The sequence below is a fragment of the Microbacterium sp. CFBP9023 genome, assembly GCF_034045055.1.
GTDB lineage: Bacteria > Actinomycetota > Actinomycetes > Actinomycetales > Microbacteriaceae > Microbacterium.
The window spans coordinates 1,124,332-1,144,332 of record NZ_JAXCWI010000001.1; the positions used below are offsets into that span (position 1 = coordinate 1,124,332).

The 20,001-nt window shown below is 65.7% G+C and carries 13 protein-coding genes and 3 rRNA genes; 2 read left to right on the forward strand and 14 right to left on the reverse strand.

The window, feature by feature from the left end:
* Window positions 1-23 precede the first annotated feature (23 nt).
* The 11 genes from rrf to SOM10_RS05570 all read right to left on the reverse strand — a co-directional run bounded on the left by rrf (window position 24) and on the right by SOM10_RS05570 (window position 15,143).
* Window positions 24-141 (reverse strand): 5S ribosomal RNA (rrf, locus tag SOM10_RS05520).
* Window positions 142-250: 109 nt separating this feature from the next.
* Window positions 251-3,355, reverse strand: a 23S ribosomal RNA gene (locus SOM10_RS05525).
* Between the two features lie 412 nt (window positions 3,356-3,767).
* A 16S ribosomal RNA gene (locus tag SOM10_RS05530) occupies window positions 3,768-5,292 on the reverse strand.
* The 16S, 23S and 5S rRNA genes sit together here, the layout of an rRNA operon.
* A gap of 595 nt (window positions 5,293-5,887) precedes the next feature.
* On the reverse strand, window positions 5,888-7,099 hold the full coding sequence (gene rocD / locus SOM10_RS05535) for an ornithine--oxo-acid transaminase (RefSeq protein ID WP_320488831.1): 1,212 nt from the start codon (window positions 7,097-7,099) through the stop codon (window positions 5,888-5,890).
* A complete protein-coding gene (gene ddaH, locus SOM10_RS05540; RefSeq protein ID WP_320488833.1) occupies window positions 7,096-7,983 on the reverse strand; it encodes a dimethylargininase in 888 nt (295 codons plus the stop codon). Before ddaH ends, rocD begins: the two co-directional genes overlap by 4 nt.
* 165 nt (window positions 7,984-8,148) lie before the next feature.
* Window positions 8,149-9,165 carry an NAD(P)-dependent alcohol dehydrogenase gene (locus SOM10_RS05545; RefSeq protein ID WP_320488835.1) on the reverse strand — a complete coding sequence of 339 codons (1,017 nt, stop codon included), beginning with the start codon at window positions 9,163-9,165 and terminating at the stop codon, window positions 8,149-8,151.
* A gap of 1 nt (window position 9,166) precedes the next feature.
* Window positions 9,167-9,397, reverse strand: a complete 231-nt coding sequence (locus tag SOM10_RS05550; protein ID WP_320488836.1) for a helix-turn-helix transcriptional regulator — start codon at window positions 9,395-9,397, stop codon at window positions 9,167-9,169.
* A complete protein-coding gene (locus SOM10_RS05555) occupies window positions 9,397-9,831 on the reverse strand; it encodes a hypothetical protein (protein ID WP_285363442.1) in 435 nt (144 codons plus the stop codon). The genes SOM10_RS05550 and SOM10_RS05555 overlap by 1 nt, the downstream gene beginning before the upstream one ends.
* A gap of 90 nt (window positions 9,832-9,921) precedes the next feature.
* On the reverse strand, window positions 9,922-13,623 hold the full coding sequence (locus SOM10_RS05560) for a bifunctional proline dehydrogenase/L-glutamate gamma-semialdehyde dehydrogenase (protein ID WP_320488838.1): 3,702 nt from the start codon (window positions 13,621-13,623) through the stop codon (window positions 9,922-9,924).
* Window positions 13,624-13,753: 130 nt separating this feature from the next.
* On the reverse strand, window positions 13,754-14,578 hold the full coding sequence (locus SOM10_RS05565; RefSeq protein ID WP_230101220.1) for a hypothetical protein: 825 nt from the start codon (window positions 14,576-14,578) through the stop codon (window positions 13,754-13,756).
* 4 nt (window positions 14,579-14,582) lie between these two features.
* The gene (locus SOM10_RS05570; protein WP_320488840.1) at window positions 14,583-15,143 is read right to left on the reverse strand and encodes an acyl-CoA thioesterase; all 561 of its coding nucleotides are present in this window, start codon (window positions 15,141-15,143) and stop codon (window positions 14,583-14,585) included.
* 130 nt (window positions 15,144-15,273) lie between these two features.
* On the opposite strand from SOM10_RS05570, the gene SOM10_RS05575 reads away from it, so the two are divergent.
* Complete coding sequence (locus SOM10_RS05575; RefSeq protein ID WP_053097837.1) at window positions 15,274-15,780, forward strand: GNAT family N-acetyltransferase; 507 nt, start codon at window positions 15,274-15,276, stop codon at window positions 15,778-15,780.
* Between the two features lie 109 nt (window positions 15,781-15,889).
* Here SOM10_RS05575 and SOM10_RS05580 read toward each other — a convergent pair whose 3' ends face one another.
* The 3 genes from SOM10_RS05580 to SOM10_RS05590 are packed head-to-tail and all read right to left on the reverse strand — an operon-like array spanning window position 15,890 to window position 19,330.
* Window positions 15,890-17,578 carry a cytochrome b/b6 domain-containing protein gene (locus SOM10_RS05580; RefSeq protein WP_320488845.1) on the reverse strand — a complete coding sequence of 563 codons (1,689 nt, stop codon included), beginning with the start codon at window positions 17,576-17,578 and terminating at the stop codon, window positions 15,890-15,892.
* A 2-nt stretch (window positions 17,579-17,580) separates the two neighbouring features.
* Window positions 17,581-18,552 (reverse strand): electron transfer flavoprotein subunit alpha/FixB family protein, encoded by a 972-nt coding sequence (locus tag SOM10_RS05585; RefSeq protein WP_320488846.1) that lies wholly within the window; start codon window positions 18,550-18,552, stop codon window positions 17,581-17,583.
* Window position 18,553: 1 nt separating this feature from the next.
* The gene (locus SOM10_RS05590) at window positions 18,554-19,330 is read right to left on the reverse strand and encodes an electron transfer flavoprotein subunit beta/FixA family protein (protein ID WP_053097843.1); all 777 of its coding nucleotides are present in this window, start codon (window positions 19,328-19,330) and stop codon (window positions 18,554-18,556) included.
* Window positions 19,331-19,463: 133 nt separating this feature from the next.
* On the opposite strand from SOM10_RS05590, the gene SOM10_RS05595 reads away from it, so the two are divergent.
* Window positions 19,464-20,000 (forward strand): MarR family winged helix-turn-helix transcriptional regulator, encoded by a 537-nt coding sequence (locus SOM10_RS05595; protein ID WP_320488848.1) that lies wholly within the window; start codon window positions 19,464-19,466, stop codon window positions 19,998-20,000.
* Window position 20,001: the final 1 nt, after the last annotated feature.

Below are 20,001 nucleotides of genomic sequence, written 5' to 3' on the forward strand. Positions count from 1 at the left end.
GGGTGGCCATTTGCTTAAAAGAAGTCCGGCGGTGTCCTACTCTCCCACAGGGTCCCCCCTGCAGTACCATCGGCGCTGTGAGGCTTAGCTTCCGGGTTCGGAATGTAAACCGGGCGTTTCCCTCACGCTATGGCCGCCGAAACACTATTGATGTTTCAATCAAACCTATAGACAAATCATTGTTGTCTGTAGGGTTCTCGACCGTACATCGAGAACCACTCAGTGGACGCGTAGCACCAACAAACGGTGTGTTATCAAGTCATCGGCTTATTAGTACCAGTCAGCTGCATGCATTACTGCACTTCCACATCTGGCCTATCAACCCAGTAGTCTGGCTGGGAGCCTCTCACCCGAAGGTATGGAAATCTCATCTTGAGGCCGGCTTCCCGCTTAGATGCTTTCAGCGGTTATCCATCCCGAACGTAGCTAATCAGCGGTGCTCCTGGCGGAACAACTGACACACCAGAGGTTCGTCCAACCCGGTCCTCTCGTACTAGGGTCAGATCCTCTCAAATTTCCTACGCGCGCAGCGGATAGGGACCGAACTGTCTCACGACGTTCTAAACCCAGCTCGCGTACCGCTTTAATGGGCGAACAGCCCAACCCTTGGGACCTACTCCAGCCCCAGGATGCGACGAGCCGACATCGAGGTGCCAAACCATGCCGTCGATATGGACTCTTGGGCAAGATCAGCCTGTTATCCCCGAGGTACCTTTTATCCGTTGAGCGACAGCGCTTCCACAAGCCACTGCCGGATCACTAGTCCCGACTTTCGTCCCTGCTCGACCTGTCAGTCTCACAGTCAAGCTCCCTTGTGCACTTACACTCGACACCTGATTGCCAACCAGGTTGAGGGAACCTTTGGGCGCCTCCGTTACTTTTTGGGAGGCAACCGCCCCAGTTAAACTACCCACCAGGCACTGTCCCTGAACCGGATTACGGTTCGAAGTTAGATATCCAGAGTGACCAGAGTGGTATTTCAACAATGACTCCACATGAACTGGCGTCCATGCTTCACAGTCTCCCACCTATCCTACACAAGCCACACCGAACACCAATACCAAGCTGTAGTAAAGGTCACGGGGTCTTTCCGTCCTGCTGCGCGTAACGAGCATCTTTACTCGTAATGCAATTTCGCCGAGTTCGCGGTTGAGACAGTTGGGAAGTCGTTACGCCATTCGTGCAGGTCGGAACTTACCCGACAAGGAATTTCGCTACCTTAGGATGGTTATAGTTACCACCGCCGTTTACTGGGGCTTAAATTCTCAGCTTCGCCTTGCGGCTAACCGGTCCTCTTAACCTTCCAGCACCGGGCAGGCGTCAGTCCGTATACATCGTCTTGCGACTTGGCACGGACCTGTGTTTTTAGTAAACAGTCGCTACCCACTAGTCTCTGCGGCCTCCAAACGCTTTCGGAGCAAGTCCTAATACGTCGAAGGCCCCCCTTCTCCCGAAGTTACGGGGGCATTTTGCCGAGTTCCTTAACCACGATTCTCTCGATCTCCTTGGTATTCTCTACCTGACCACCTGAGTCGGTTTGGGGTACGGGCGGCTAGAACCTCGCGTCGATGCTTTTCTTGGCAGCATAGGATCATCCACTTTTTATCCGCATCGTGTCTCAGCCTATGTGAGAGACGGATTTGCCTATCTCTCGGCCTACGCACTTGCACCAGGACAACCATCGCCTGGCTTGGACTACCTTCCTGCGTCACACCTGTTAATACGCTAACCGCACCAGAATGGGGTCGTGCGCTAGGCCCAACGCGTCACCCCGAAGGGATCAGTCACTGGGATTCAGACACTTAGCACTACTGGATTAGCTTGGGCGGTTCTTCGCCGGTACGGGAATATCAACCCGTTGTCCATCGACTACGCCTGTCGGCCTCGCCTTAGGTCCCGACTTACCCAGGGAAGATTAGCTTGACCCTGGAACCCTTGGTCTTTCGGAGGACGTGTTTCTCACACGTCTTTCGCTACTCATGCCTGCATTCTCACTCGTGTAGCCTCCACGGCTGGTTTACACCGCCGCTTCGCTGGCCACACGACGCTCTCCTACCCATCAACACGGCTGGACCACGAAGGCCTACCAATAATGTCAATGCCACAACTTCGGTGGCGTGCTTGAGCCCCGTTACATTGTCGGCGCGGAATCACTTGACCAGTGAGCTATTACGCACTCTTTCAAGGGTGGCTGCTTCTAAGCCAACCTCCTGGTTGTCAAGGCAACTCCACATCCTTTCCCACTTAGCACGCGCTTTGGGACCTTAGTTGGTGGTCTGGGTTGTTTCCCTCTCGACTATGAAGCTTATCCCCCACAGTCTCACTGCTGCGCTCTCACTTACCGGCATTCGGAGTTTGGCTGACGTCAGTAACCTTGTAGGGCCCATCGGCCATCCAGTAGCTCTACCTCCGGCAAGAAACACGCAACGCTGCACCTAAATGCATTTCGGAGAGAACCAGCTATCACGAAGTTTGATTGGCCTTTCACCCCTATCCACAGCTCATCCCCTCAGTTTTCAACCTAAGTGGGTTCGGTCCTCCACGACGTCTTACCGTCGCTTCAACCTGGCCATGGATAGATCACTTCGCTTCGGGTCTAGGACATGCGACTGAATCGCCCTATTCAGACTCGCTTTCGCTACGGCTACCCCTCAACGGGTTAACCTCGCCACATATCGCTAACTCGCAGGCTCATTCTTCAAAAGGCACGCTGTCACAGCTACTAAGGCTGCTCCAACGGTTTGTAAGCAAACGGTTTCAGGTACTATTTCACTCCCCTCCCGGGGTACTTTTCACCTTTCCCTCACGGTACTTGTCCGCTATCGGTCATCTGGGAGTATTTAGGCTTATCAGGTGGTCCTGACAGATTCACACGGGATTTCACGGGCCCCGTGCTACTTGGGATACTCTTCGCGCCACGGTTGGCATTTCGACTACGGGGTTGGCACCCTCTATGACCGGCCTTTCAAGACCGTTCGTCTATACCATCGTGTAACGCCGCCATCTCGGCAGAGATGACTGAAAAGTCCCACAACCCCCAACGTGCAACGCCTGCCGGCTATCACACACGCTAGGTTTAGCCTGTTCCGGTTTCGCTCGCCACTACTAACGGAATCGCGGTTGCTTTCTCTTCCTGTGGGTACTGAGATGTTTCACTTCCCCACGTTCCCTCTACCCGCCCTATATATTCAGGCGGGAGTCACTAGGTCGGCACGCCGCCCAGCGGGGTTTCCCCATTCGGACACCCTCGGATCAAAACTTGCTTATCAGTTCCCCGAGGCTTATCGCAGATTGCTACGTCCTTCTTCGGCTCCAGATGCCAAGGCATCCACCGTTTGCTCTTAAAGACTTGAAATCACATGAGTTTGAATCAGAATCGACACCAGACCCGAAGGCCTGGCATGAAATTGACTAATGATCTTTAAGATCATCTTGTGCAACCGACCGAAGCCGGCTGCAAGATGCTCGCGTCCACTGTGTAGTTCTCAAAGTACGGGCGGTACCCCTTCTCGCCACCCCCACAGGGGAAACAACAAGAGGCCCAGAGGTACAGAAACGATCCGAAGATCGCATCCGGTCCCTCAGGACCCAACAGCGTGCAGACACCCCGCTCACGAAGCCCCACTTTCCAACCAACCCGAAGGTCAGCGTACTCACGAGACTCAGCTGCGCTGATGTCATGTCAAATGTTCCACCCATGAGCTCCCAGCGAAGAACGAACGTCTTCGATCTGGGTTCTGGACTCCGAAGAGTCAGATGCTCCTTAGAAAGGAGGTGATCCAGCCGCACCTTCCGGTACGGCTACCTTGTTACGACTTAGTCCTAATTACCGATCCCACCTTCGACGGCTCCCTCCACAAGGGTTAGGCCACCGGCTTCAGGTGTTACCGACTTTCATGACTTGACGGGCGGTGTGTACAAGACCCGGGAACGTATTCACCGCAGCGTTGCTGATCTGCGATTACTAGCGACTCCGACTTCATGAGGTCGAGTTGCAGACCTCAATCCGAACTGGGACCGGCTTTTTGGGATTCGCTCCACCTCGCGGTATTGCAGCCCTTTGTACCGGCCATTGTAGCATGCGTGAAGCCCAAGACATAAGGGGCATGATGATTTGACGTCATCCCCACCTTCCTCCGAGTTGACCCCGGCAGTATCCCATGAGTTCCCACCATTACGTGCTGGCAACATAGAACGAGGGTTGCGCTCGTTGCGGGACTTAACCCAACATCTCACGACACGAGCTGACGACAACCATGCACCACCTGTTTACGAGTGTCCAAAGAGTTGACCATTTCTGGCCCGTTCTCGTATATGTCAAGCCTTGGTAAGGTTCTTCGCGTTGCATCGAATTAATCCGCATGCTCCGCCGCTTGTGCGGGTCCCCGTCAATTCCTTTGAGTTTTAGCCTTGCGGCCGTACTCCCCAGGCGGGGAACTTAATGCGTTAGCTGCGTCACGGAATCCGTGGAATGGACCCCACAACTAGTTCCCAACGTTTACGGGGTGGACTACCAGGGTATCTAAGCCTGTTTGCTCCCCACCCTTTCGCTCCTCAGCGTCAGTTACGGCCCAGAGATCTGCCTTCGCCATCGGTGTTCCTCCTGATATCTGCGCATTCCACCGCTACACCAGGAATTCCAATCTCCCCTACCGCACTCTAGTCTGCCCGTACCCACTGCAGGCCGGAGGTTGAGCCTCCGGATTTCACAGCAGACGCGACAAACCGCCTACGAGCTCTTTACGCCCAATAATTCCGGATAACGCTTGCGCCCTACGTATTACCGCGGCTGCTGGCACGTAGTTAGCCGGCGCTTTTTCTGCAGGTACCGTCACTTTCGCTTCTTCCCTGCTAAAAGAGGTTTACAACCCGAAGGCCGTCATCCCTCACGCGGCGTTGCTGCATCAGGCTTGCGCCCATTGTGCAATATTCCCCACTGCTGCCTCCCGTAGGAGTCTGGGCCGTGTCTCAGTCCCAGTGTGGCCGGTCACCCTCTCAGGCCGGCTACCCGTCGACGCCTTGGTGAGCCATTACCTCACCAACAAGCTGATAGGCCGCGAGCCCATCCCCAACCAATAAATCTTTCCAGTAACTGACCATGCGGTCGCTACTCGTATCCAGTATTAGACGCCGTTTCCAGCGCTTATCCCAGAGTCAGGGGCAGGTTGCTCACGTGTTACTCACCCGTTCGCCACTGATCCCACAGAGCAAGCTCCGTGTTCACCGTTCGACTTGCATGTGTTAAGCACGCCGCCAGCGTTCATCCTGAGCCAGGATCAAACTCTCCGTAAAAAAGAAATGCATACGACACCGGGAAAACGGTGACGCAGCGAGTTTGATGCTGACCAAAGAGACAAATCATTGCTGACTTTATCCGTTGCCAACCCCACAAGGAGGTTGGTCTTTGATCCAAAGGAATCTCATCCAGCCGAAGCTGAATCGAGGTTATTTGGCATTTGACAAGTGCACGCTGTTGAGTTCTCAAGGATCGGATGCTCCCACGACCCAGTCATCACAACCAGGCCCGAAGGGCAACTTCTCTATCTTATCTGTGCCATTCGGCCTGTCAAATCGACACGCCGTGAGGCTCAGAACCAGATCTGCAGCTCGGGGCTCAAGGCCGCCGAGGCAACTTCACTAGCTTATCCGTTCCGGAGTCGCTGTCAAATCGACCGTTTCTCCGAAGTGGAAGCTCCAGGTCAGACAGAAGTGTGTCTGCGATCTGCTCCGAAGAGCTGATCGAGTGGAGGTGGTTCTCCGCTTGAGGGGGGTAAGGCTCTCGGCCTCTCCGCTTCCCTGTGGGGCGAACAAGTAATAAGTTACGTGGGTTCCGAGGTTCCGGCAAATCCGGGCTGTCCGCCGGGCGTGTCGCCCGGCGGACAGGGGGTCACGCCCCGAGAACCAGCTTCAGCTGCTCTACCGCCCAGTCGAGTTCGGTCGCGCGGACCACCAGCGGAGGGGCGATGCGGATCGTCTGACCGTGGGTGTCCTTGACGAGCACACCCCGGTCGAGGAGCTTCTCCGCGATCTCGCGGCCGGTGCCCTTGGCGGGGTCGATGTCGACGCCGGCCCACAGCCCGGCGATGCGCACCTCGGTCACCCCGTGCCCGATCAGCGGCTCGAGGCCGGCGGCGAGGTGGGCGCCGAGTGCGCGCGCGCGCTCCTGGAACTCCCCGGACTCGAGCATCTCGACGACCCGCAGGCCGACGGCCGCGGCGAGTGGGTTGCCCCCGAACGTCGAACCGTGTTCACCCGGGCGGATGACTCCGAGCACATCCGCGTTGCCGACGACCGCCGACACCGGAAGGATCCCGCCGCCCAGCGCCTTGCCCAGGAGATACAGGTCGGGCACGACGCCCTCCCGATCGCAGGCGAAGGTCTCGCCGACCCGGCCGAGACCCGACTGGATCTCATCGGCGATGAACAGCACGTTCTTCTCGTCGCAGATCTCGCGGATGCGGCGCAGGTACCCCTCCGGGGGGATCACCACTCCGCCCTCGCCCTGGATCGGCTCGATCAGCACGGCGGCGGTGTTCTCGGTGATGGCCGCTGCGACGGCATCCGCGTCCCCATAGGGAACCACGTCGAATCCCGGCGTGTACGGGCCGAAGTCCGTCCGCGCCTCGGGGTCGTCGCTGAAGCTGACGATGGTCGTGGTGCGGCCGTGGAAGTTGCCGGCCGCGACGATGATGCGCGCCTGGTCGTCCGCGATGCCCTTGACGCGATACCCCCATGCGCGAGCGACCTTGATGCCGGTCTCGACCGCTTCGGCGCCGGTGTTCATCGGCAGCACCATGTCTTTGCCGGCGAGAGTCGACAGCGCGGCGGCGAACGGCTCGAGCCGATCGCTCATGAAGGCGCGGCTCGTGAGGGTGACGCGACCGAGCTGCTCGGTCAGGGCCGCCACGAGAGCCGGATGCCGGTGCCCGAAGTTCACCGCCGAATAGGCGGCGAGCAGATCGAGGTACCGCTTGCCCTCGACATCCGTCACCCACGCACCCTCACCCCGGGCGATGTTGACCGGCAGCGGGTGGTAGTTGTGGGCGACGTGCGGCTCCGCCGTCACCTCGGCGCTCACGCCGGAGTCGACGGCGGTCACACCGCACCGCGCAGTTCGAGGGTGCAGCACTTGATGCCACCGCCGCCGAGCAGCAGCTCGGACAGGTCGATCATGATCGGGTTGTAGCCGCGCTCGCGCAGCTGCTTCTCGAAGCCCTTCGCGCGCGGCGAGATGATCACGTTGTAGCCGTCGCTCGCGGAGTTGAGACCGAAGACGGATCCGTCCTCGTCGGACACGAGGATCGCCTCGGGGAAGCGCTCCTCGAGGATCGCCCGGCTCTCGTCATCGAACGCGCCGGGCAGATACGCGATGTTCGCGCGCTCGGGGCCGCCGTTCTCTACGCCCTGCACGGGGTCGAGCACCGCGATCGCGGTGTCCAGGTGGTAGAAGCGCGGGTCGACCAGGTTGAGCGACACGACCTCACGGCCGAAGACGTCGCCGACCTCGCGGTGGCTGTCGCCGGTCGAGCGGAACCCGGTGCCGGCGAGGATCACGTCGCCGACGAGCAGGAAGTCGCCCTCGCCCTCGTTGACCTCTTCGGGGATCACGATGTCGTAGCCCGCGGCGCGGAACCAGTCGGCGAACGCGGGTGCCTCGCCCTGGCGCTCGACGAAGCGGAACTTCGGCACGTAGGCGCGGCCGTCGATCAGGAACCCGCCGTTCGCCGTGTAGACCATGTCGGGGAACCCGGCGAGAGGCTCGATCAGCTCGACCTCATGGCCGAGCTCGAGGTACAGGTCGTGCAGCTTCTGCCACTGCTCGACCGCCCTGGCCGTGTCGGTCGGCTTCGAGGGCTCCATCCACGGGTTGATCGAGTAGTTCACCGTGAAGTGCGACGGCGTGCACATCAGGTAGTGACGGTGGTGTGCGGTGCGGACCGGGGCTGCGGTCTCGGATGCCGGCGCAGTGGTTTCGACAGACATGGGGCTCCTCGAACGGATGCGGCGGACGCTGTCCAGGGGCCCGGCGGTCCTTCGACCCGCGCCGCTCGATGAGAGCCGGCGCCCGGGGAAGATGCGACTCGGGCACGCCAGCATCCATTCTGTCACCCGCCCCCTGGACGCCGCCAGAGCGCAGGCGCTTCTCGCTCAGGCTCCGCGGACGACGACCTTGCCGACCGTATGCCCGGCTTCGAGATGCGCGAGGGCCGCGCGGGCCTCGTCGAATCCGAATTCGCGCTCGATCACGGGTGTGATCCGCCCCTCGGCGGTGAGCTCGAGCAGCTTCGCGAGGATCTCCGGACGAGGGCTCGCCGCGAGCGGGCGGATGCGGCGGCTCGAACCGATCGACAGGAACGCCGCTTTCAGCATCCGCGGGATCGGGCCGAGCACGTGGCCGCCGTCGCCCGTCACGAGCACCACCCGGCCGCCGGAGATCACGAGGCGCTGCAGGTCGCGCAGCGGCATCCCTCCGGCGATGTCGATCACCGCGTCGAAGTGTGCTGCGGGCAGCTCCGTCAGCGGCGAGCGACGGTGGTCGAGGGTGCGCACGGCGCCGAGGTGCTCGACGAGGCGCGCGTTGCGTTCGCCGCACGTCGCCCAGACCTCGGCACCGCGCAGCGCCGCGAGCTGCACCACGAAGGTGCCCACTCCCCCGGAGGCGCCGAGCACCAGGACTCGAGGAACGTGGCCCGCCGCAATGTGCTTGACGGAGCGGAAGCCGATCCCCGCGTGGTCGAGGGCCTGCCATGCGGTGCCTGCGGCGATCGGCAGGCAGGCCGCAGTCACGGAGGTCACATCCGGCGGGATCGGGACGAGGCGCGTCGCGGGCACAGCGACATGCGATGCGAGTCCCCCTCCTCCGACGAGCTCGCCCACCACGCGCTCGCCGACCTCGGCGCCGATCTCCTGGGATCCGACGGCGACGACGGTGCCGGCCACCTCCATTCCCCGCACCGGATGCTTGGGGCGCGTCAGGCCGAAGACCGGACGCACGAGCAGGGGGTCTCCGAGCATGAGGCGGATGTCACCGGCGTTGAGGGCGGTCGCCTCGACGCGCAGCACCACCTCGCCCGGACGCGGAATCGGAACGGGGATCTGCTCGAGGTGCACTCCGTCGGACGGGCCGTACGTCTCACGCACCCAGGCAGGCATCGTCTCGGTCATCTCACACCTCCGCGCTCGTGGGCTCGGGGTACTGGAACAGGTCGTCGATGCCGACGCCGAATGCCCGGGCGATCTGGAAGGCCAGTTCGAGGGTCGGCGAGTACTTCTCCTGCTCGATCGCGATCAGCGTCTGGCGAGTCACGCCGACACGGCGGGCGAGCTCGGCCTGGGTCAGACCGGCGGCCTCCCGATGCGCACGGATGCGGTTGGAGACGAGCGTCGGCTTGACCATCAGACGAGACCCCGGCGATAGGCCACGACCCGCGCGATCCCGCCCACGATCGTCGCGACCGCGAAGCCCGCGAACATGGCGTGGGCGATCCAGAAGACGTCCGCGTTCATCGCGCAGAGCAGGATCACGCCGGTGCCCGCGATGGCCACGAACGCCTGCTCGACACGACTCCCCATGCGACCGATGTCCCGATCGCGGATGTCGGACTTGCCCACGCCCTCGGGGTCACGTGCGCCGGCGATCATGCCCCAGATGATGCTGATCGCGATGGTCACGACGATTCCGCCGCCGATCATCCACAGCATCAGCGGCGGCCAGTCGACCTCGGTCACGGGACCGCCGGCCGCCTGCTGCAGCACCGCGACGACGTACGCCGTGATGGCGATAAGGCTGACGACGAGACCGACCCACACGTTGCGCTCCTCGTAGACCATGACACCCTCCCGTGTAAAAGATTCTTGACACGAGGTTACGCCTGCGGCATCCGCTGTGTCAAGAATTCTTTACACCGCGCTCGCGCGGCGTCAGATGACGGAAGCACTCCAGGCGTCGGGGTTGCCGTAGCGGTGCGCGGTGATCGCGATGGCCTGCTCGTGCACGAAGGGCAGCAGCTCGATGCGCCCGGCGGAGGTGACCTCGCCGTCGTACACCGCGAGGTCGGGATCGCCGCCGACGGCTGTCGCCAGTGCCCGGTGCAGCGCTGCCACGGAGTCGCGGGGCCCGACCAGTCGCACCCGGCTCGGTCGCAATTCGTCGTCAAGGGATTCGAGCGTCGCGGACGGCTGCTCGCCGCGCCGCCGCATCCGCTCGATCCACTCGTCGTCGCTCTCCATGTGGACGACGGCGCCGAGCTCGCCGAGAGCGCGGCGAACCGGCGCCGGAAGACCGACGGGCGTCGACAGCACGAACCGGGCGCCGGCGCGCACCGCGGCGACGACGACGCGCAGCAGCTCCTGCCAGCTGGCATCCGCGGTGGCTCTGATCGCGACCGGAACCGGGCGGTAGCGGAACAGATTGCGCTCGATCCCGAGGTGCGACACGTCGCGCACCTGCCCGAACTCGCGGTCCCAGGCGAGCGCATCCGAGAGCGCAGAACGACGCAGCCACTCGAAGGCCTCGAAGTCGAGCGACGGCTGCGCCGACTCGATGAGGTCGGTGATGCGCGAGTCCAGCCCGCGCAGATGGAGAGTGCTCGAGACGGTGCCGGACCCGCTCGACCGCCAGGATCCGAGTCCGATGAGGTAGTTCGGGCCGCCGGCCTTGGCGCCGGGGCCCACCGAGGAGCGCTTCCACCCACCGAACGGCTGGCGCTGCACGATCGCACCGGTGATGCCCCGGTTCACGTAGAGGTTGCCGGCCTGCACGCGGTCGAGCCAGAGCGCGAGCTCAGCCGGGTCCTGCGTGTGCAGTCCGGCGGTCAGACCGTACTCGACCGCATTCTGCAGATCGATCGCCCGCTCCAGCGTCGGCGCGTGCATGACGCCGAGCACCGGGCCGAAGAACTCCTCGGTGTGGAACCGCGAACCCGGCTGCACTCCCACACGGATGCCGGGTCGCCAGAGGCGCCCCGTGGGGTCGTCGGTCGAGACGGCGGGCTCGATGAGCCACTGCTCGTCGCCTTCGAGCTCGGTGAGCGCCCACGCGAGCTTGCCCTCGGGTCGCTCGATCACGGGTCCGACCTCGGCGAGCGGATCGGTGGGCCAGCCGACATGCAGCGACCGAGTGGCATCGGCCAATTGACGGGCGAAGCGCTGGGAGCGTCCGACGGGTCCGACGAGGATCGCGAGGGAGGCCGCCGAACACTTCTGCCCCGCGTGCCCGAAGGCGCTGCGCACCAGATCGGCGACCGCGAGATCGAGATCAGCCGAGGGGGTGATGATCATCGCGTTCTTGCCGCTGGTCTCGGCGAGCAGCGGCAGTTCGGGGCGCCACGAGCGGAACAGCGCCGCCGTCTCCCACGAACCGGTGAGGATGACCCGATCGACGGACTCGTGCGAGATCAGCTCGCGGCCGAGATCGCCCTCTTCGATGTCGACGAGGGCGAGCACGTCGCGGGGAACGCCGACCTCCCAGAGCGTCTCGGCGATGACCGCCGCGCAGCGGCGAGCCTGCGGAGCCGGCTTGAAGACGACTCCGGAGCCCGCGGCGAGCGCGGCGAGCACGCCGCCCGCGGGGATCGCGAGAGGGAAGTTCCACGGTGGGGTGACGACCGTCACGCGCGCCGGGTCGAACGTGGCGCCGGCGACGGCATCCAACTCCCGCGCCTTGGCGGCGTAGTAGCGCGCGAAGTCCACGGCCTCGCTGACCTCGACGTCGGCCTCGGCGAAGACCTTGCCGGTCTCGGAGGCGGCGACCTCGATCAGGTCTCCGCGGCGCCCTTCCAGAGCGGCGGCCGCGCGCAGCAGCACTTCGGCCCGCTCGGCGGCGGGGCGAGCACCCCAGAGCGCCGCGGCGTCGTGCACGCCCGCGATCGTGGCCTCGAGCGTGTCCGCATCGTCGATCCGGGCGGCCTCGATCGTCGAGACGCCGAGGGTGGAGTCGTCGATCCGGGCGGTGATCTCGCGGGCCCAGTCCCGGTTGGCCGGAAGCGACGGGTCGCTGTCGGGCGTGTTCGCGAAGCCCGGCGCGCCGCCGGTCGCCTCATCGATCTCGCGTGGGGCGTAGACCGCGGTCTCCAGGAACGGCCCGGTCGGGTCATCCGATCCGCGCGAGATTCCGAGCACCGCCTGGGTCAGCCCCTCCTCGGGCGCAGGCGCCACGGGCACGGGCCGCATGGACTCGTGCACGGGTGCGAGTCGGTCCTGGCTGCGCAGCGCCCCCACCTGCAGCGTCGGGGACGCCGAGCGGTCGACCGCATCGAGGAACCTGTCGCGCTCACGCACGAACAGCGCCTCATCGTCACCGAGGCGGAATGCTGCGGACAGGAAGTTGTCGCTCGACGCGTTCTCTTCGAGCCTCCGCACCAGGTAGCTGATGGCGACGTCGAACTCGCTCGGCTTCACGACCGGGACATAGAGAAGCACCTCGCCGACCTCGCGGGAGACGGCCTGCACCTGCCCCTGCGCCATGCCGAGGAGCATCTCGAATTCGATCGGCGGCTGCGAGTTGGCGGCGGTCGCCGATCCCGGGTCGAGAGCGCGGACGCCCCGTTCCCCCGCGAGCAGCCACGCATAGGCGATGCCGAACAGGTTGTGACCCGCGATCCCCAGACGCACGGCGGCGACGTTCTCGGGGCGCAGCGCCCAGTCGAGGCAGCGCAGATAGTTGGCGTCGGTGTCGAGCTTCGTGTCGTACGTCGCCTGCGTCCATCCGTGCATCCGCGCCTCGACCCGCTCCATCGCGAGGTTGGCTCCCTTGACGAGCCGCACCTTGATGGGGGCGCCGCCGTGGTCGACGCGCTCGCGAGCCCAGGTGGTGAGCTGCTGCAGCGCCGGCAGGGCGTCGGGCAGATAGGCCTGCAGCACGATGCCGGCCTCGAGACCTTCGAGCCGCGGATCCTCGAGGATGCGCGTGAACACCGCGATCGTCAGATCGAGGTCGCGATACTCCTCCATGTCGAGGTTGATGAAGGTGCGATCCGACGCGGCGGTCAGATACAGCGGAAGGAGTCGCTCGACGACCGACTCCACGACCTCGTCGAACGCCCACATCGAGATGTGGCTGATGATCGCCGACACCTTCACCGAGACGTAGTCGACATCGGGACGACGGATCAGCTCATGGATGCCGTCGAGCCGCCGCTGCGCCTCGGCCTCGCCGAGCACGGCCTCTCCCAGCAGGTTGAGGTTGAGTCGTGCGCCCGATTCGCGGATCTTCGCGATCGCAGGGCCGAGCTTCGCCGGTCGGGCGTCGACCACCAGGTGACCGACCATCTCGCGCAGCACCCGGCGGGCGATGGGCACCACGGGGCTCGGCAGCATCTGCGCGACTCCGCCGCCGATGCGCACGGCCGACCGCAGGTACCACGGCAGGAAGTCGGGCACGATCGGGGCGATGCGGTGCAGCTGGGATGCCGCGGCGCTGAGGCTCTCGGGGCGCATGACCCCGTCGACGAATCCGAGCGTGAAAGGCAGCCCGTTGGCATCCTGCAGCACACCGGCCAGGCGCTCGGCCGCCGGGTCGACATCGGCGGCCGCGGCCTCGATCACCCAGCGGCGGGCGAGCTCGACCGCACGGTCCGCGAGCGAGACGGATTCGGGATCCGTGGAGGGCATCGGGTCGGCCATGACCTCAGCCTAGGACTGCGGTGAGCACCTGGCCCTGAGCGACGATCGCGTCGTGCGGTTCCGGCCGCAGTTCGTGCCGTCGAACGCGCGGCCGGGCGGCACGAACTGCGACCGGAAGAGGTGAAACCGCTCAGAGCGCGGCGATCATCTCGTCGTATCCCTCGCGGAAGGTCGGGTAATCGAGATCGCCGAGGAACTCCTGCAGCAGATGCCCGTCGAGCACCGTCCCGCCGCCGACCTCGGGGTCGAGGTGCGGCGGCGGCTCGACGCCGAGCCGGGTGGCGATATGCGCGACCACGTCTCCGAGCAGCACCGGCTCCCGATCGACGGCGTGGATCAGCGGTGGCGCGGAGTCGGCACGCAGCATCGCCTCGAGCAGCCGCACGAGGTCCGTCTCGTGGATCCGGTTCGTGCGACGCGTGTGGTCGACCGGTGCCGCCTCTCGCACCCGTCGGATGAGGAAGTCGCGTCCCGGGCCGTAGATGCCGGCGGGCCGCACGATGCGAGCACCGAACAGCTCCATGGCCAGCTGCTCGCCCTCGACCAGATCGCCGCCTCGCTCGCTCGAGACCCGCGTCGCGTCGCGCTCGGTCAGCGGCGTCTCGCCAGGACGTCCCTCGAACACGCGCGTCGATGACACGAACACGACCCGCTCCGGCATCGACGGCAGGGCCTTCGCGAGCCCGCGCAGCGCCGGTGGATAGATCGAGTCGCCCTCGGTGCTGGGCGGCAGCGTGACCACGACCGAGTCGAAGGCCGGAAGGTCGCGGTCGAGCGGATGCCGCAGGTCCGCCTCGATCGTCGGGAAGGGCAGCTCCCCTGCACTCCGGCGCATGGCCGTGACCTGTGCGCCCTGCTCGACGAGCCGCTCGCCGAGTCGCACGCCGAGCTTGCCGCATCCCACCAGGAGCACCGAGCCCGGTGCGCGCGTCTCGAGACCCCATGGATCGGTCACGGGGTCAGTTCCACACGCTCGGCGCGGAGGTGCGCACGGAAGGCAGAGCGGATGCCGCGGCCCAGTCGTGCACCCACGGATCGATCTCGGGCACGCCCTCGGGCTTGCCCACTGCGGCGAACAGCTCTTCGTTGCTGACCGTGCCTCCGGTGCGGCGCAGCATCCGCGAGCGCACGATCACCCGCGCGTAGATCTCGCCGTCGACGACGGCTCGGTGCTCGAGGAACACGGCCTTGTCGTCGTGTCCGATGAACCGGGACTGCACCTCGAACCGCTGCCAGAGCTGCAGGGACTTGCGGAAGGTGACGGTCTCGCTCGATACGACGGCGTACCAGCCGCGCTCGTTCATCGCGTCGAACAGCCCCGTGCTGATCAGCAGGTCCCAGCGACCGAGGTCGAACAGCGACAGGTAACGACCGTTGTTCATGTGGCGCAGGATGTCGATGTCGGTGGGGAGCGTCGTCAGTGTGATGCTGCTGACGGACCCCGCGTCGAGGGTCTTGCCTCGCCGCACGCGGCGACGGGCGGAGAGGATCACGAGGAGAGTGCGCCAGATCACGTTCACGAGCACTGATCGTAGCCAGCGACGAACGATTCGCGAACATCGTTGTGCGATGTCTCCAGCGACATATCGGTGCTGCGGGAACGCTTCCGTTCGATTTCCTCTTCGCGGACCCCGCGCGTAGAGTCGCGATATGAGCGCCGAAGCCCAGCCTGAAGTCATCGTCCGTCCGGTCCGTGATGTGGATGCGGAAGCCCTGGGTCGCGTGCACGCGCAGTGCTGGCACGAGACCTATGACCACCTGATCAGCAAGGCAGCCCTCGAGAAGGTCTCGCCCCGCCGCATGGCCGAGCTGTGGACGCACTGGGCCTCGCAGGGCCCCGAGTTCACCATGCGCGCCGCGCTCGTCGACGGAGAGATCGTCGGGTTCGTCGGCTCCGGCCCCGCCCGCGACAAGGACGCCCCGGCGTTCCGCGAGCTGTACTTCATCTACCTGCTCGACGCGTACCACTCCACGGGCATCGGCCAGAAGCTGTTCGACGCCGCCGTCGAGAAGGACGAACCTCTCTACCTGTGGGTCGCGGAGGACAACCCCCGCGCCCACCGCTTCTACACGCGCAACGGATTCACGCTCGACGGCGCGAGCCACACCGAGCCGTTCCTCGGCGAGACGCTGACCGAGGTGCGCTTCGTGCGCTGAGCCCGCGCCTCGTGGCCTCGCGCTCACGTTTTCGCATGAACGGCCCCCTGCCTCAGGCAGGGGGCCGTTTCGCTGCGTCGGAAGCGGTCTGGGCTGAATCGTGGACGGGTCAACGTCCGGAGACGGTGCCGAACAGCTTCGCGATCGGGGCGATGACGAGCGGCCGGGCGGCGACCCAGCCGAGGGCGATCACCACGAGGGATGCCACGAAGACCCAGAATCCGGTCCAGCCGACGGCGTCCGAGGAGGCGTACATGTGGTTGAGGTTGCGCAGGAACCCGGTGAGGAACACCAGCGCGACGTGTCCGATGATGAACACCACGAAGTAGATCATGATCGGGAAGTGCAGCGCGCGGGCCCACTCGATCGGGTAGGCCTTCGAGAGACGTTCGGCCTTCTTCGGCCACATCCCCGACATGCGGAACCCGGTCGCCGCCGCCAAGGGAGCCGCGATGAACACCGTGACGAAGTAGGCCAGCTGCTGCAGGCTGTTGTAGTTCACCCAGCCGTGCTCGGTCGGCCAGTCGAACGACACGTACTGCAGCGCGGCCGACAGCGCGTTCGGGATGACCTCCCAGCTCGTCGGCACGATGCGCGCCCAGTGTCCGGTGACGAACAGCAGCACCACGAAGATCACGCCGTTCACGAGCCAGAGGATGTCGAGCGCCTGGTGGAACCAGATCGTCAGGCTGACCTTGCCCTTGGGATCGTTGCGCGGGGTCCAGAACGCGGTCGGGCGCTTCTCGTTGCGGATGCGGAGGCCCGACCGGATGATCAGCACCATCAGGAACACGTTGAAGAAGTGCGCCCAGTTGGTCCACGGGACGAATCCCGGTTCGACGGCGACGGCCGGCTCGTATTCGCCGGGGAACGCGGCGAGGAAGTCCTGCATGAACGGGAAGCTCAGCAGCGCCCGCACGAACGCCACGGCAGCGGCCGCCAGGATGCCGAGCGCCGCGGCGCCGAGAAGGACGGCGATCGCCTGGGTCCAGGTCGGCCGAGGTCGGTCGGATGCCGGAGCGGTCGCCGTGACGTGCCGAGGCGCACTGCCGTTCCAGACGGTGCGGGGAGCGGGCAGCGGGATCGAAGGATCCCCGAGCGCGAACGCGGCGGCGGTGGCGACGGCCGTGGTGGGTGCGGATGCCGGAGCGGCGGCCGGTGCGGATGCCGGTGCAGATGCCGCGACCTCGGGGGCTGCATCCGGGGCATCGACGGTGATGGATGGGGCCGCGTCCGAGGTGACTGCGATCAGCGGAACGGTATCCGCCGGGGGCCACGGATCTCCGCCGGCGACTCGCGGCAGACCGCGACGCACGGATCCCGTCTGCGCGACGACCGGGGCCGACTCAGGCGCCGGCTCGTCGAGCGTGGACGGCGAGGCGGCCCGGGTCGGCACGTCTGCCGCGGCGTCGGTGGCGGCATCCGCCGGCTCCGGCGTCGAAGACGATGCCCGCGCCGTGGCAGCGCCTGCGACAGCCGCCACGCTTGCGGGAGGCCACGGTTCGCCACCCGGCGTGCGCGGAAGGCCTCGGCGAAGGGACGCGCCACTCGCCGCAGACGGCACCGCGTGCTCGACGACCGAGGACTCGGGGCCCGGCACGGCAGTCTCGGGAACGGCAGCCACCGGAGCAGCAGCCGCCGGGGCGGCCTCCTCCGGCCCATCGAGCGAGGTCGACGGCGCCGAGAGCGGCGATGCGTGCTCGGCATCCGCAGGCGCCTCCACGGCGATGTCGCCGGGAGGCCACGGCTCGCCGCCGGGAACGCGCGGGAGCCCGCGCCTGAGCATCCGCGTCGCCATGGCTACTTCTTCCGCGCCTCGAGGGCCGCGATCACCTGCGGGACGATCGTGAACAGATCGCCGACGATGCCGAAGTCGGCGACGTCGAAGATCGGCGCCTCGCCGTCCTTGTTGATCGCGACGATATTCTTCGCCGTCTGCATGCCCGCGCGATGCTGGATCGCACCCGAGATGCCGAGGGCGACATACAGCTGCGGCGAGACCGAGACGCCCGTCTGACCGACCTGATGCGACTGGGGGATGTAGCCGGCGTCGACCGCCGCGCGCGAGGCGCCGACCGCTGCGCCGAGAGCGTCGGCGAGCTCTTCGACGAGCACGAACTTCTCCTTCGAGGCGAGGCCGCGACCACCCGAGACGACCCGCGTGGCGCCGCGCAGCTCAGGCCGCGTCGACGTGGACTCGACGGCCTCGACCGCGCCGACGGTCGCCCCGACGGTGCCGGATGCCGACACGGAGAGCGCGTCGATCGTCGGCGACTCCACCGCCTCGGCTCGCGCGTCGACCGCGCCCTGACGCACCGTGATGACCGGTGCGCCGAACGTGGGAGCCGAGTCGGTGAGGTAGGCGCCTCCGTAGACGGAGTGGTGGGCGACGATGCCCTCGTCATCCCTCGAGACGCCGACGGCGTCGACCGACAGCGCCAGCTTCGCGCGCACGGCGAACCTCCCGGCGACATCGCGTCCGCTGATCGAGTTCGAGATCAGCACAGCATCCGGCCGCACCTGCTCGAAGGCCGCGTGCAGTGCATCGACGATCGGCACGGTGAGCACCGTCGGGTCGCCGTCGGCCGTGAGCACGACCGACGCTCCGGCCGCGGCGACCTGAGCCGCCGCGTCTGCGGACCCTCCGACGACGAGCGCGACCGGAGCGCCGACGGTCGAGGCCGCGCCGATCAGTGCCGCCGTGCTGCTGGCGGGGTTGCCCGCGGGGTCGAGGTCGACGATGACGAGGATGGCGTTCTCGGGGTAGGTCATGTCACACCAGCCTGTTCTGCACGAGGTACTCGACCAGCTTCTCGGCGGCATCGCCCTCATCGACGATCTTCACGCCGGCCGCGCGCGGCGGCTTCTCGGCGACCGACGTCATGATGGTGCGGGGTGCGGCCGCCGGGTCCGCGGAGACACCGAGGTCGTCGAGGGTGAGCACCTCGAGCGGCTTCTTCTTCGCCGCCATGATGCCCTTGAAGTTGGGGAAGCGCGCGTCGGGCAGTGCCTCGGTGATCGAGATCACCGCCGGGAGGGATGCCGAGATCGGCTGCGCTCCGGCATCCGCCCCTCGGGTTCCGGTGATGCCGTCCGAGGAGATCTCGACCGAGGTCAGCGCTGTCGCCTGCGCCCACCCCAGGTGCTCGGCGAGCATCGCCGCCATGACGCCGCCCGAGCCGTCGGTCGACAGGTTGCCGGTGATCACCAGGTCGGGTTCGCCGCGACGGATCGCCGCGGCCAGCGTCTCGGCAGTGAGGCCGAGGTCGGCCCCCGCGAGCTGCTCGTCGGCGATGTGCACTGCGGAGCCTGCGCCGATCGCGAGCGCTCGGCGCACCGATGCGGTCGAGCCGCCAGGAGCCATCGCGACCGCGACCACCTCGGTGCCCTCGTTCTTGTCGGCATGGCTCAGCGCGACCTCGAGCGCGCGCTCCGTGATCTCATCGAGCACCACGTCGCCGGCACCTCTGTCGGCGAGGCCGGTCTCGAGGTTCAGCTTGCGGTCGCCATAGGTGTCCGGCACCTCTTTGACCAGGACGAAGATCTTCATCGATTGCTCCTCACGACTGCGTCGATTCTAGTCCCTTGATACTGAGTCCCACCCGATGAGCGACTGAGGACCACCAGTCGTCTCCCGGGTGCCGGGTCCCGGCTGCGGCGACGCGATGGCCTACCGTAGAACCGTGAACCGACCGCGTCCGCTGCCCGTCGATCCGCTCGCCGAGGCGAAGCGGCAGTGGCTCGCGCACGGATGGACCGATGCCGCCGGCGGCATGACCGTCGTCACCTCCGTCATGCGCGCGCAGCAGCTGCTGCTCGCGCGGGTCGACGCGACGCTCAAGCCCTTCGCGCTCAGCTTCGCCCGATACGAGATGCTGCGTCTGCTGGCGTTCAGCCGGTCGGGCCGACTGCCGCTGTCGAGCGTCGTCGCCCGACTGCAGGTGCACGCGACGACCGTAACGAGCACCGCGGAGCGCCTCGTGCGCGACGGACTCATCGTGCGCGAACCGCACCCGCACGACGGCCGTGCGGCACTGCTCGCCCTGACCGAGTCGGGCCGAGAACTCGTGGCTCGCGCCACGGACGCCCTGAACGCCGACGTCTTCGCCGACCCGGGGATGAGCCGCGAGGATGCCGCCGAGCTCGTCGCGATCGTCGCCCGCATGCGCAAGGCCGCCGGCGACTTCACCGACCCCAGGCCGCAGCCCGAGCCGCTCTGAC

Excerpts from the sequence above, each read along its gene's own strand:
- SOM10_RS05585 (WP_320488846.1), bottom strand. The coding sequence starts at position 18,552 with ATGACCTACCCCGAGAACGCCATCCTCGTCATCGTCGACCTCGACCCC.
- SOM10_RS05580 (WP_320488845.1), bottom strand. The coding sequence starts at position 17,578 with ATGGCGACGCGGATGCTCAGGCGCGGGCTCCCGCGCGTTCCCGGCGGC.
- SOM10_RS05590 (WP_053097843.1), bottom strand. The coding sequence starts at position 19,330 with ATGAAGATCTTCGTCCTGGTCAAAGAGGTGCCGGACACCTATGGCGAC.
- SOM10_RS05555 (WP_285363442.1), bottom strand. The coding sequence starts at position 9,831 with ATGGTCTACGAGGAGCGCAACGTGTGGGTCGGTCTCGTCGTCAGCCTT.
- SOM10_RS05550 (WP_320488836.1), bottom strand. The coding sequence starts at position 9,397 with ATGGTCAAGCCGACGCTCGTCTCCAACCGCATCCGTGCGCATCGGGAG.
- SOM10_RS05545 (WP_320488835.1), bottom strand. The coding sequence starts at position 9,165 with ATGACCGAGACGATGCCTGCCTGGGTGCGTGAGACGTACGGCCCGTCC.
- SOM10_RS05575 (WP_053097837.1), top strand. The coding sequence starts at position 15,274 with ATGAGCGCCGAAGCCCAGCCTGAAGTCATCGTCCGTCCGGTCCGTGAT.
- SOM10_RS05560 (WP_320488838.1), bottom strand. The coding sequence starts at position 13,623 with ATGGCCGACCCGATGCCCTCCACGGATCCCGAATCCGTCTCGCTCGCG.
- ddaH (WP_320488833.1), bottom strand. The coding sequence starts at position 7,983 with ATGTCTGTCGAAACCACTGCGCCGGCATCCGAGACCGCAGCCCCGGTC.